General features: G+C 50.8%; 8 protein-coding genes, 3 pseudogenes and 1 riboswitch. Of the genes and pseudogenes, 7 read left to right on the top strand and 4 right to left on the bottom strand.

The genetic code is table 11. From position 1 onward, the window contains the following. The first annotated feature begins 262 nt into the window (after nt 1-262). The 7 genes and pseudogenes from O3W44_RS24015 to uca all read left to right on the top strand — a co-directional run bounded on the left by O3W44_RS24015 (nt 263) and on the right by uca (nt 9,952). Nucleotides 263-1,545: pseudogene (locus O3W44_RS24015) on the top strand (NAD(P)/FAD-dependent oxidoreductase). Between the two features lie 337 nt (nt 1,546-1,882). Next, nucleotides 1,883-1,982: riboswitch (guanidine-I (ykkC/yxkD leader) on the top strand. Between the two features lie 50 nt (nt 1,983-2,032). Further along, entirely contained in the window at nt 2,033-3,094 is a 1,062-nt protein-coding gene (locus tag O3W44_RS24010) for a putative urea ABC transporter substrate-binding protein (RefSeq protein ID WP_442954701.1), read from the top strand. 23 nt (nt 3,095-3,117) lie between these two features. Beyond that, nucleotides 3,118-3,933 (top strand): ABC transporter permease, encoded by an 816-nt coding sequence (locus O3W44_RS24005; protein ID WP_269295154.1) that lies wholly within the window; start codon nt 3,118-3,120, stop codon nt 3,931-3,933. Beyond that, nucleotides 3,930-4,637, top strand: a pseudogene (locus tag O3W44_RS24000) (ABC transporter ATP-binding protein); the annotation flags it as partial. The gene O3W44_RS24005 and the pseudogene O3W44_RS24000, both read left to right, overlap by 4 nt. A gap of 94 nt (nt 4,638-4,731) precedes the next feature. Beyond that, the gene (locus O3W44_RS23995) at nt 4,732-5,457 is read left to right on the top strand and encodes an urea amidolyase associated protein UAAP1 (RefSeq protein WP_269295152.1); all 726 of its coding nucleotides are present in this window, start codon (nt 4,732-4,734) and stop codon (nt 5,455-5,457) included. An 11-nt stretch (nt 5,458-5,468) separates the two neighbouring features. After that, nucleotides 5,469-6,104, top strand: a complete 636-nt coding sequence (locus O3W44_RS23990) for an urea amidolyase associated protein UAAP2 (protein WP_269295151.1) — start codon at nt 5,469-5,471, stop codon at nt 6,102-6,104. Nucleotides 6,105-6,334: 230 nt separating this feature from the next. Continuing rightward, nucleotides 6,335-9,952, top strand: a pseudogene (gene uca / locus O3W44_RS23985) (urea carboxylase). 63 nt (nt 9,953-10,015) lie between these two features. On the opposite strand, the gene O3W44_RS23980 reads toward uca, so the two are convergent. From O3W44_RS23980 to O3W44_RS23965, 4 genes are all read right to left on the bottom strand, one after another. After that, a complete protein-coding gene (locus O3W44_RS23980; protein WP_269295150.1) occupies nt 10,016-10,501 on the bottom strand; it encodes a YlaC family protein in 486 nt (161 codons plus the stop codon). Between the two features lie 121 nt (nt 10,502-10,622). Further along, nucleotides 10,623-12,026 carry an aminotransferase-like domain-containing protein gene (locus O3W44_RS23975; protein ID WP_269295149.1) on the bottom strand — a complete coding sequence of 468 codons (1,404 nt, stop codon included), beginning with the start codon at nt 12,024-12,026 and terminating at the stop codon, nt 10,623-10,625. Nucleotides 12,027-12,476: 450 nt separating this feature from the next. Further along, nucleotides 12,477-12,959 (bottom strand): SDR family NAD(P)-dependent oxidoreductase, encoded by a 483-nt coding sequence (locus O3W44_RS23970; RefSeq protein WP_269295148.1) that lies wholly within the window; start codon nt 12,957-12,959, stop codon nt 12,477-12,479. Next, nucleotides 12,950-13,273 (bottom strand): SDR family NAD(P)-dependent oxidoreductase, encoded by a 324-nt coding sequence (locus O3W44_RS23965; protein WP_269295147.1) that lies wholly within the window; start codon nt 13,271-13,273, stop codon nt 12,950-12,952. Before O3W44_RS23965 ends, O3W44_RS23970 begins: the two co-directional genes overlap by 10 nt. Nucleotides 13,274-13,362: the final 89 nt, after the last annotated feature.

The following is a 13,362-nucleotide window of genomic DNA, read 5'->3' as shown; positions in this document are numbered from 1 at the left end:
GCCGTCTGAAAACCAGCTATGACGTACCGACGCCCTGTAAATGACATATATTTTTGCCGCGCCGTTACGCAGATACATCTCAATAACTGTACAGGTTCATTCGCACCGGCTGAACGAGCCTGTCAGGGAAAACTGTTCATCAGTTGATTATTAACAACTGAATAAACCTTACAGCGCCATTGCCTGGTGATGGCGATTAAATAACGAGAGTACTGGAGTAACGGAATTGCAAAAGATAACCTCTTTGCCCGCCGATGATTCGATGCCGGGCTGGTTTCATACAAGTCAGGCGCGCACGCCGCGTCCGGCGCATATCGGCCAGAAAAAAGCGCGCTGGGCTGTCGTGGGGGCGGGTTTAACCGGCCTGGCTGCGGCGCGCCAGCTGGCACTCAACTTCCCTGATGATGAAGTGGTGCTGATTGAAGCGCAGGAAGTGGGTTACGGCTCTGCCGGGCGCAACGCCGGCTTCGCTATCGACGTGCCGCATGATATTGGCGCGAAGGATTATATTGGCGACATAACCACTGCTAACTTAATCCTCAAACTGAATACCCCGGGGCAGAACTATTTACGTCAGATCGTGAAGGAAAATAATATTCAGTGCCAGATGTCAGAGGCCGGTAAGTATCAGGCTGCGGTAGGCGATCAGGGGTTGCCATACTGGAAGCCTACCGCAGCGGCCTGGCGAAAATTGGCCGCGATTCAGAGATGATCTCAGGCAAAGATTTGCCGGATCATATCGGCACTTCCTATTACAAGCAGGCGTTGTATATACCCGGCACCATTCTGCTACAGCCGTCGGCGCTGGTAAAAGGTCTGGCAGAAAGCCTGCCTGCTAATGTGACTCTTTATGAATACACGCCTGTCACCTCAGTAGATTACGGCGATAAAGTCACGCTGGTGCATGAGAAAGGCAGCATTACGGCCGAGACGCTGATTCTTGCCAATAACGGCTTTGCTTCGCACTTCGGTTTCCTGCAACAGCGTCTGCTACCGACTTTTCTGTATGGCAGCCTGTCGCGCCAGCTCACTGATGAAGAACAGGCGCGCCTTGGCGGTAAACCTGTCTGGGGCGTGATCCCGGCGCATCCGTTTGGCAGCACCGTGCGACGCACTGCTGATAACCGCATTTTGGTGCGCAACAGTTTCAGCTTTCATCCTGACGGTCGTCCACGTGAAAAACATCTGAAGCAGTACCTCGAAAATCATCGCAAATCGTTTGAGCGCCGTTTCCCGATGCTGCCACAGGTCAATTTTGACTACTCCTGGAGTGGAGCAATATGCCTGTCAGACAACCATGAAGGCTTTTTCGGCAAGCTGGCACCCAATGTCTATGGTGCCCTGTGCTGTAATGGTCTGGGGATCACGCGCGGAACCGCGACCGGCAAGCTGATTGCCGACATGATTGCAGGTGAGCGTAACGAATTAATCGATTTCCTCACCGCATCGCCAGGCCCGAATAAAACCCCGCCCGAACCTTTCCTGTCTGTCGGCGTAAACTCCGTGCTGAAGTGGGGACAGTTTCGTGCAGGGCTGGAAGTATAACTTCCAGGTTTACAGGCTGCTGTAACCCCCAAATTGCAAGATGTAAGATACAGAGCCAGATGATAAATCAGGCCAGGCAGCGGGCGTTGCTATTACTTCTTTATTCGCTCAGTTTAGGCTGAGCGGCTTCTGCTTTAAAAATGGCGTTTACCCTTTTACGTCAGGTAAACGCTTCACTGCCTGCCCTGCACAAAACAAAGGCATTGTCATTGAGGTGGTGCCCTTATTCGGGGCATGACGCTGTGTCGTTGTATCAATTTGTTGATGTTAAGCGTTTTTATTTTTGGCATGGCGCTTGCTTTGTTATTCCTACAGAGCAGCGTTTAGTGGATCATTGTCAATAGCTGGCTAGGGTTCCGGTCCATGCAAATGGATGGCAGGTCCGAGAGCTGGCGACCTCAACAGGGGTTACACGGCGGGATAAAAGCCCGGGAGAGAGCACACCACTGGTGTCGCGCTGCTCCTTTTATCCGCCTAACTCGAGGTCATCAATGAACATTCTACGCACCCTGGTCGCAGGTATTCTCTTTCTGACCCCTGGTTTGCTCAACCTGCTTATGCCGCCGCAAAAAAAGAATTCAACGTCTGCTGGACCATCTACGCTGGCTGGATGCCGTGGGGCACCCTTGCCACTGACGGCATCATCGATAAGTGGGCGGCAAAATACGGCATAAAAATTCATATCACTCAACTTAACGATTACATCGAGTCGATTAATCAATATACCGCCGGTCAGTTTGATGGCTGCACGATGACGAATATGGATGCGCTGACTATCCCGGCAGCCGGGGGAGTGGATACAACCCTATTGATTCCAGGCAGTTATTCAGAAGGGAACGATGGCATTGTAGTAAAAGGAAAGGGAAAAACCCTGAACGACCTCAAAGGCATGCACATCTATTTGCCTGAACTTTCTGTTTCACATTATCTGTTGGTACGTGGCCTGGAAAAAGCAGGCTTACAGGAACGCGACGTCACCGTTGTTAATACGTCAGATGCTGACATCGTCTCGGCTTTCGCTACGGATGATGTGAAAGCAACAGTTGCCTGGAATCCTCAACTCTCCGCTATTAAAAGAACGCCTGATACCACCGAAGTTTTCGACTCTTCCAGCGTACCCGGTGAGCTGATTGACGCTATGGTGGTCAATACTCAGGTGTTGCAGGACAACCCTGCACTGGGTAAAGCCCTTACCGGTGCCTGGTTCGAAATGATGTCACTGATGAAGGCCGGAAATACTGACGCACTCAATGCCATGGCTGCAGCATCCGGAACGGATATCACCAGCTATCAGGCTCAGCTGAAAACCACCCATCTTTTTTATACCCCTGCTGATGATTTGAAATTTGTTACCGATCCCGCTCTGGTCACAACGATGCGGCACGTTGCGCAATTTTCTTTTGAAAAAGGATTGTTGGGCGAGGGTGCGCATAGTGCAGATTTTCTCGGAATGCGTTTTCCTGGCAACGTCACGCTCGGTGATGAATCAAATATCAAACTCCGTTTTGATGACACCTATCTGAAGATGGCTGCCGCAGGCACGCTTTAATCCCTGGTGCAGGAGTCATGTCTATGCGGCAAATTAACCGACACCCTGAAAAAGGCGTGCGTCTGATGCTGGTGTTGCTGCCGTTCGTGCTTATCGTTGCGGCTTATTTTATGGGCTCGGCGATCAGACTGGAAAATAATCCTCAGGACAAATTGCTGCCAGGTCTGGCGCAAATGGTTGAGGCGATATCCCGGATGGCTTTCACGCCTGACAAACGGAGCGGAGAATACCTGCTGTGGATGGATACTGCCGTCAGCCTTGCCCGCCTGTTAACCGGCCTGGGTATTGCTGCCCTCCTGGGGCTGGTTTTTGGTATCGCGTCTGGCGTATTTCCAATGTGGCGCGCACCGCTGTCCACGTTTATGACGGTTTTGTCCATGGTTCCTCCTCTGGCCATATTGCCCGTACTGTTTATTGTGTTTGGGCTGGATGAGTTATCCAAAATCATGCTGATAGTGATTGGCGTTACGCCCATGCTGGCGCGGGATCTGGAGCATCGGGCACGAGAAATTCCGGCTGAAATTTTAATCAAAGCACAGACGCTGGGCGCGAACAGTTGGGTTGTAGTGGTACGGGTGGTATTGCCACAGCTGCTTTCCCGGTTGATCACATCCCTGCGCCTGCTTCTTGGCTCAGCCTGGCTGTTTTTGATTTCAGCAGAAGCGATTTCTTCTACAGCAGGACTCGGCTATCGCATCTTTCTGGTTCGGCGTTATATGGCGATGGATGTCATTTTGCCCTATGTCTTCTGGATCACGCTGCTGGCCTGGTTGATGGATCTGGCGCTCCGCCATTTTCATCGCGTCTGTTTCCCCTGGGCAGAAGGAGTGAAATCGTGAGCTATCTTGAAATTAAGCATATCTGGCAGGAATACGGCGCGCATGTGGTGCTGGAGAATCTGAACCTGCAGGTCAATGAAAGTGAATTTTGCACAATGGTGGGGGCGTCAGGCTGTGGCAAATCAACGTTTCTCCGCCTGCTTCTGGGCCAGGAGAAGCCCAGCCGCGGAACGATCAGCCTTGACGGCGCCATGCTGCCTGCTGAACCGGATGCCAGTCGAGGCGTGGTGTTTCAGCGTTATTCTGTCTTCCCTCATCTCAACGTACTGGACAACGTGACTGCCGGGCTGGAGTTTTCTTGTTCGCCCTTAACCGGCCGGCTATTCGGCAGGAATAAGAAAGCCGCACGCAGCAGGGCGGCCGAAATGCTGACGAAAGTCGGGTTGGACCACGCCTTCAAAAAATATCCTTCACAGCTTTCTGGCGGTATGCAGCAGCGCCTGGCTATTGCACAGGCCTTTATTATGCAGCCACGCATTTTATTGCTCGACGAACCCTTTGGTGCGCTTGATCCCGGCACACGTAAGGATATGCACCAGTTATTACTTGAGCTATGGCGCGAAACAAAGCTGACCGTGTTTATGGTGACCCACGATCTTTCAGAAGGATTTCATCTGGGCACTCGCCTGTTGGTTTTTGACAAGGTGCGTATTGATCCTCATCAGCCCGAAGCCTATGGCGCTCGGGTCACTTATGACATTCCCTGAATGAATCCCGGTTAAACAATGGGGTTAACCCTGTTGTGTCAGACGGGCTGCAGGAAGCAACACATTATCCACTGTTAAAGGAGATTATCTCATGACCCAGTTACCGGAAGTTCAGGCCCTCCTCTGTGAAGAAACCGTCCCCGGTGGAGGGCATACATCCTTTGTGCTTAAGCGTGGGCAGGTATTGCGTTTCACAGACATCCTGGGCGGAGCCAACATAAGCCTGATGCTGTTTAATGCGCATGAAAAAAGCGAGCGTCTGAATTTGCCAGACACGTTAAAAGGGCAACATACGGCCAAACTGACGGCGGGACACTGCCTTTACTCTGATATGGGACGTGTACTGGCGGCCATCGTCGCTGACACCTGCGGCTGGCATGACAGCTTTGGTGGTGTGCTGAATGCCAGCGAAACCGCGGAAAAATATGGGCAGGGGCGTTATCAGGAATTACGCAACGGGTTTCACCGCAATGGCACGGATAATCTGCTGGTGGAGATGGGCAAGTGGAACCTGAGTATTGAGGATTTATTGATGGTGCTTAACCTGTTCAGCAAAGTGACGGTAGACAGCGACGGCAACTTCAGTTTTCACGCAGGCCATGCAAAAGCAGGGGATTATGTGGAGTTTTATGCCCCGATGGATGTGCTGGTCGTGCTCACCGCGATACAACATCCCATGGATCCTAACCCGGAGTATGCTCCCCGACCGGTTCAGCTTACCTGGCGTACGGCGAATGAAGACGAACTTCTGATTTGCAAAACATCACGCCCGGAAAATCTGCGTGCTTTTCAGAATACCGAACGACTTTATATTTAAGGAAAAAGGCAATGACGCTTATTACCAGTAACAAACGCGCCAGTGAAGCTGCATTTCGTCACACTATTCCAGCTGGCGAGCCTTATTTATTTGAAGTCAAACGTGGCCAGACCTTACGGCTACACGATCTGGAGGGCAACCAGGCGGTTGATACCCTTTTTTACAGCGCAGCAGATCCGCGTGAACGCTATGACGCCCAGCGTACGTTACGTCGTCAGAATAATGCTTATCTGACCTGTGGCAGCGTGCTCTATTCCAGTTTCGGTAATCCCCTGATGACTATCGTCGCGGATACCTGCGGGCGGCATGACACCCTGGGCGGAGCCTGTGCCCAGGAAAGCAATACCGTACGCTATGCGGCGGATAAGCGTTATATGCACAGTTGCAGGGATAATTTTCTTTGTGCATGTCTGCATGATGGCCGCCTGGATAAAGGCAATATCGCCGCCAATGTGAATTTTTTCATGAATGTTCCTGTTACGCCTGAGGGCGGGCTGACGTTTGAAGACGGAATTTCTGCGGCCGGAAAGTACGTAGAACTCCTCGCCGAGTGTGACGTCATCGTTCTGATATCAAACTGTCCGCAACTCAACAATCCCTGCAATGGATGGAATCCTACGGCGGCGGAGGTACTGGTATGGAATTAATCAACGGCAAAGCGCGCGCCGATAAAAGAGCCCGCTTCTGGCACAGGTTAAAAAGAGTGTGCGTTGAAATACTGGAGATGCGAGTAAACCACTATTCACAATTTTTAGGTCGTGACGACGCTTCAGCAAAGCGCAAACACTGAACTTATTCCAGGCCTGATTTCCCCCATGGACGACCATGGGCGGCCCTGATCCTGGCGGGACGACCCGCCTCTGTGTGAGTCTGTAGCATGTTTACAAAACTTCTGATCGCTAACCGTGGCGCAATTGCCTGCCGTATTCTTCGCACCCTGCGTGATATGAATGTAAAAAGTGTGGCGCTGTTTTCTGATGCGGATGCCAGCAGCCTGCATATTCAGGCCGCAGACGAGAGCGTGAGTTTAGGGGAAGGGCCTGCTGCACAAACCTATCTTGATATTCATAAAGTTATTGAGGCAGCCCGCAAAAGCGAAGCGCAGGCCATCCATCCGGGATACGGTTTTTTATCAGAAAACGCCAATTTTGCAGAGGCGTGTGAAGCCGAAGGCATTGCTTTTGTCGGACCGACGCCAGAACAACTGCGCGTGTTCGGTTTAAAGCATACCGCACGCGCCCTGGCTCAGGAAAACAGTATTCCTGTGCTGCCGGGTACCGCGTTACTGGAAAGCATTGAAGACGCTTTACGCGCCGCAAGTGAAACAGGCTATCCGGTCATGCTAAAGAGTACCGCCGGAGGCGGGGGATTGGCATGCGTGTCTGTTATACCGCTGATGAACTGGCGGAGGCTTTTGATGCCGTAAAACGGTTAGGACAGAATAATTTCAGTGACGCCGGTGTTTTCATCGAAAAATACATCGAACGTGCTCGTCACCTTGAAGTGCAGCTATTCGGCGACGGGCGGGGTGAGGTTATCGCACTGGGCGTGCGGGACTGCTCTGTACAGCGACGCAATCAGAAAGTTATTGAAGAGACCCCTGCGCCTAATCTGCCGCAGGGTATGGCTGAGGCGCTATGCTCTGCCGCTATTCAACTGGCGAAAGCAGTGAATTATCGCAGCGCCGGAACGGTAGAGTTTGTCTATGACAGCCAGACTGAACGGTTCTATTTTTTAGAAGTTAATACCCGCCTGCAAGTAGAACACGGCGTTACAGAACAGGTGTGGGGCGTGGATCTGGTTCGCTGGATGGTCATGCTGGCAGCCGGAGAACTGCCTCCGCTGCATGAAATCGCAGCGTCACTTGTGCCGCAGGGGCATGCTATTCAGGCACGTATCTATGCTGAAGATCCAGGACGACACTTCCAGCCCTCGCCAGGCCTGCTGACGGATGTTTTTTTCCCCGCAGCCGACGGTAAAGCTGTGCGCATTGATACCTGGGTTGAATCTGGCTGCGAAGTGCCGCCTTTCTTCGATCCGCTGTTGGCTAAGGTTATTACCTGCTGCGATACGCGTGACGACGCGGTCATGAAACTGGACAGCGTGTTGCAGGCTACGCGCTTGTATGGTGTGGAAACAAATCGTCAGTACTTACAACAGATTCTCACTTATCCACCGTTTGCCAGCGGTTTTCCCTGGACCCGTTGCCTGGAGGGCCTGGCTTATAACGTGCCGACAGTGGAGGTATTGAGTGCAGGAACACAAACGACGGTTCAGGATTTTCCCGGTCGACAGGGCTACTGGGCCGTTGGTGTTCCACCTTCAGGAGCCATGGACGCTCATGCTTTGCGTCTCGGAAATCGCCTGCTGGGTAATGACAGTCGCGCGGCGGCGCTGGAAATCACCATGACCGGACCAGCGTTGCGCTTCAATACCGACGCGGTGGCCGTTGTCACGGGTGCCGCTGTTTCTGTTGAGCTTGATGGTAACGCGCAGGCGATGAATCAGACATTTTTAATTTCGGCGGGAATGATCCTCAAAACAGGTGATATCACAGGACCCGGCGCACGTAGTTACCTTTGCTTACGCGGGGGAATTTCCGTACCTGAATATCTGGGCAGTAAAAGTACGTTTACGCTTGGGCAGTTTGGTGGTCATGGCGGCAGAGCGTTAAGGGCTGGCGATATATTGCATCTGCATCCCCTGACGGATCGCCAGGCTGGTGAACATCTGCCTGATGGATTGCAGCAGGCATTGCCAGATGTCAGGGTATTGCGAGTTATTTACGGGCCGCACGGCGCGCCAGAGTATTTTACGCCTGCCTATATGGAACGCTTCTTTGCAACGGAATGGGAAGTGCATTTTAACTCCAGTCGTACCGGTGTTCGCCTTATTGGACCCAAACCTGAATGGGTAAGAGAAAGTGGAGGAGAGGCCGGGCTGCATCCTTCGAACATACATGATAATCCTTATGCCATTGGTGCTGTCGACTTCACGGGTGATATGCCGGTTATTCTGGGACCGGACGGGCCGAGTCTGGGCGGTTTCGTTTGCCCGGTTACGGTGATTGAGGCTGATCTCTGTCAGCTCGGCCAGTTAAAAGCCGGCGATCGCTTACGTTTTGTGCCGGTCGATGTCGCTGTCGCACGGCATTTAATGCAAGATCGGGAAAAAGAACTGAAGGCATTGCAGCCAGTGAGATCGGTATTTGAGCCAGCTGCAATCTCTTCTCCCGTCGTGCTGGACAGAGGAACAGCGGACAAACGACTGGTCGCCCGTCTTGCGGGAGACACACATCTGTTGCTGGAAATCGGCGCGCCCGAACTCAATCTGGTTTTACGTTTTCGTGGACATGCGCTGATGCAGGCATTAGCCGCGAAAGCGCACCCTGCCATTATTGATCTGACGCCAGGCATTCGTTCATTACAAATCCATTATCAGCCTGAAGCGTTGCCGCTGCACACCCTGCTGCCAGTGATTGAATCACTCTGGGATGAGGTTTGTGCGCAGGAGGATTTGCGGGTTTCATCCAGAATCGTTTATCTGCCCTTATCCTGGGATGATCCAGCCTGTCAGTTAGCGATTGATAAATATATGACCACCGTACGCCGCGATGCGCCATGGTGTCCGAGTAATCTGGAATTCATTCGACGTATTAACGACCTGCCTGATATTGACGAAGTTTACCGCACGGTTTTTGCCGCCAGTTATCTGGTCATGGGATTAGGTGATGTTTATCTTGGCGCACCGGTTGCCACGCCGCTCGATCCCCGTCACCGACTGGTCACCACTAAATACAATCCAGCACGCACCTGGACGGCAGAAAATTCGGTGGGTATCGGAGGAGCCTATTTATGCGTATATGGCATGGAAGGGCCAGGAGGCTATCAGTTTGTTGGACGAACGTTACAAATGTGGAATCGCTATCGCAATGTGGCTGATTTCGGAGGTAAGCCGTGGTTGTTGCGTTTCTTCGATCAGATCAGGTTCTATCCCGTTTCAGCGGACGAACTGACCACCCTGCGCCGAGATTTTCCCCTGGGACGCTACCCGTTACGTATTGAGCACACTGAACTGGCACTGGCTGATTATCAGCGTTTTCTCGAAAAAGAAGCGCAGACGATTGCTGATTTTCGTTCACATCAGCAGTCAGCTTTCAATGCAGAACGGGAACGCTGGATCGCTTCCGGACAAGCACACTTTGACAGTCAGGAAGAGGGCACCGGATTACCCGAAGAGAGCCGGCTACAACCTGGTGAACTTGGCATTGAAAGCACGATTGCTGGCAATCTCTGGCAGTTAAAAACGCAGCCCGGCGAAAGGGTAAAAAAGGCGATGTTCTGGCAATTATTGAAGCCATGAAGATGGAAATACCGCTGCTCGCTCCTGCGACGGGGTCGTTGCTGAGGTCAGAGCGCAGCCGGGTAATACGCTGCGCGCCGGACAATGTGTGGTGGTGATGAACAAGGTTTCATCGAGAGAAGCCGTTAAGTAATTACGGGCTGATATTGTGGGTTTCAAAGGGCTTTTGTTTATAAAGCCCTTTATAGTGATTTTTTCACGCGCGTAACTCAAAGGAAATATCAGCTTCTGAGCCTGTAAATATCCGCGAAATATAAATAACCTTTTTATCGTATTGTAGTTTAAGCCGTGCTTTTTCAGCATCCGTCAAGACATGTCCAGCGAACAGTTTTTCGATGAACGCTTCACGCACATGCACTTCCATGTACCAGTCGCCTGTATAGCAGTTTTTCCAGGCACCTTTGTCAATATCATTAACTTTGTAAGAAGGATTAATATGGAAAAAGAAAAAGAAATTACAAACAGCAAAGATAGCGCAGCATACAATGTATTCAGTTTTTCCAAATGAATCCGAATACATTAGAAGGCCCATGGTTAAAACGAACAGGAAACACATTAAACCATACAGCCCCGGATATTGCCTGATGAAAGAGATATCAAAATAAGGCCGGTCATTGCGATTTTCTTCTGTGTTTATTTTGTTTAACTCTTCCTGCAAAAGCGTATTAAGTTCATTTTTCATTGCTTAAACCTTATCGGCATGTTCATATTTAAAATATATTTATCAGTAAGTTGCGCAAAGCCCGGCGTGAAGCGGCGACATGCGCTATGTCAGGAAGTTTATTGGAAAAATCATGTTCATTTTAAATGGCCATACTGGAAAAATGGAAAGGATCCGAAAGCATTTCGGCCAGGGTTTTCAGGTTGTCTTCACATTGCTGGCGTGTTTTAGCGCCTCCAAGACATAAACGCAGTGCTTCAGGCGGATTATTATCCGTACAAAAAGCCACACCTGAAACCACGCTGATCCCTTGCTCGCGTAATTTAGCGGCGACATCTGAAGAGTTGGAATTAAGCATTTTCGGAAGAGGAAGCCATAAATGGTAGCCATTCATGTCGGCACGAAAATCCAGTCCCGCAAGATAAACAGAAGCCATTTTTTGGCGCACTTTCGCTTCCTGACGTATCGCCGCTAACATACGATCGGCGGTACCGTCACTAATCCACTGGCGTGCCAGCGCATTTGTCACTGGACTCGACATCACCGTTAAGGCCCGCAAGACGCCGGAAAGCAACTGTGTCGATTGCTTATCAGGTCCTTTCAGGAATGCAATGCGTAATCCGGGACCAAAACATTTAGACATGCCCGTGATATACCATGTTAATTCGGGGATCAGCTCTGCAAATGCTGGGATGTGGACTTCCGTCAACGCGGCATAGGCGTCGTCCTCAATAACTGAAATAGTGTAACGTCGACAGATTTCAGCAAGAGAATGTCTTCGCTGAAGAGGAACCGTTAATGTTGTAGGATTCTGAAGCACCGGGTTGATATAAAGCGCACTGATCCCGCCCGATTTGCACAGTTCTTCAAAAGCGCAAGGGAGGGGGCCTTCATCATCACAGGCTACGGTTTTGAGTTTGACGTTGAGCTGACTTGCAATCGCTTTTATGCCGGGATAAACCAGGTTGCTGACACACACAGCGCCACGCTTACGATTAATCAGCGTGAGCAGTGCCACCAGCGCACTGTGAATACCGGGGCAAACCAGTATTTCCGCTTCATTTTTAACCTTTAGCTTATGGCCTGTCCAGTGCATGGCGACGGCTTTATCTTCAGCCGTACCGCCAAAATCCTGATAACGCATCAGGCTCAGCATATCGCTGCTACTGAACAGATTCATTGCGCCATTGCGTATCGCCTCTTCAACCGCGGGGCCTTCTGGCTCTACAGGCGCATTCATCGTCATTTCGTAACTGCTGACGGCTATCACGGACGTGCCTGAAGCTTTACTGCGAATAAAACTTCCTAAGCCAGGGCGGGAATCAATCAGTCCTCTGCGGCGCGCCTCTGCATAGCCGCGCGTCACGGTTGTATAATTCAGGCCCAGCGTAAGCGCCATTTCGCGTATCGGAGGCAGCCGGTAGCGGGACTGTAAATCGCCACTGTTAATACCCTCCGCAATAAAATCTGCAATGAGCAAATAAGCCGGGCGCTGAGACTGTTGCTGTAACTGTGTTGCCCAGCGAGTAAAAAGTGAGGTAACCATCTTTCCGCTCGTGTGAATAGTGAGTGCAGGCGTATACATACCATAAAGAAAATCAATATAAAACTTGATTGCATCATTGATTGCATCTGGAAGCGATCATGTAAAGGAGCGTATAACAGGGAAGAGAGGGGTTGATGACGCTTAATTAGATGAATAGAAAGTATTTATCAGGTGTTTATATTTTTTTACAGGGATGATTGGGGGGACATAAATCAGGCAGGTGAACGGATACTTGATTGCATCAATGGTGGGCTGGGCTACTGCTGTGTCTCGGATATTTTAAACGTGGCAAATGCCGCTTACACATCCTGCCCGGACGCCCGATGCAAACTCTCTTCGGATACCTGTTCAGTGAACGGCAAAGAGGCAGGGGCAGGTCAGAAGATGCAATGCCCGGCATTAAACCGGACGAGTGAGAACGACGCTGGTGTCATCTCTTGCTGCGTCGTCTTATTTTTTACTGGCGGAGCCTGGTTCGGAAAGGATGCGATGGCGCTGTGCTTTCTGTGATTCACTCTGTATCCGGTTAAGCACATCACCCTCATATTCTGTTGCTTCATCACCATAAACATATTCATGACCGCTCATCAGCGCATACCAGGCGCGCTCAGCGACCTCTTCCGGTTTCGTGGGCTGTGAGGCCCCGACGCGCGTGTCTGACTGACCGGCATTTTTGAAGAAGTTTGTCTCAGTGGCTCCCGGCATTAACAGCGTCATATTAAGATTGCTGCCTTTCAGTTCGTTCCGGATGGCCCAGAAGAAGGAGTTAACGAAGGCTTTGGATGCGCCATAGACAGCCTCAAATGGAATCGGTGCAGTTCCCGAGACAGAAGAGGTCATCAGCACGTGACCACCGCCGCGTTTGATCATATCTGGCAGGAAAATTTTTGATATATGGACATAAGATTCAACATTAAGACGGATCAGCTGCAACTCTTTATCCAGCGCCGTTCCGTCAATAAATGGTCCCCCAGCCCCTGTCCCGCATTGATAATCAACGCATCAATGTCATAACCAGCAGCATCGACTGTCTTTTTAATCTGTTGAATTTCATTATATTCACTGAGATCGGCTGAAAGGGGATAAACGTTGCCACCGCTTTTACGCAGCTCATCGCAGGCAGCATTCAGCTTTTGTTCATCTCGGGCAATCGCAATAACGTCATAATCATTTTTGGCAAACAGCTTTGCAATTTCAAACCCAATTCCGTTTGAAGCCCCGGTAATTAAAGCGATTTTTCTGCTCATTAATCTTTTCCTGTGAAGTTGGTCTCCTTTTAACCGTAGCACGTCACATTATTACTGGCGGTGATGAATGGGCCAGAATCACTGGCTGT

This window comes from Pantoea sp. LMR881 (assembly GCF_027157825.1).
In the GTDB taxonomy this organism is placed as follows: Bacteria; Pseudomonadota; Gammaproteobacteria; order Enterobacterales; family Enterobacteriaceae; genus Pantoea; species Pantoea haifensis.
Note: the sequence above shows the minus strand (reverse complement) of the source record. Positions and strands in the feature narration are given on the sequence as shown.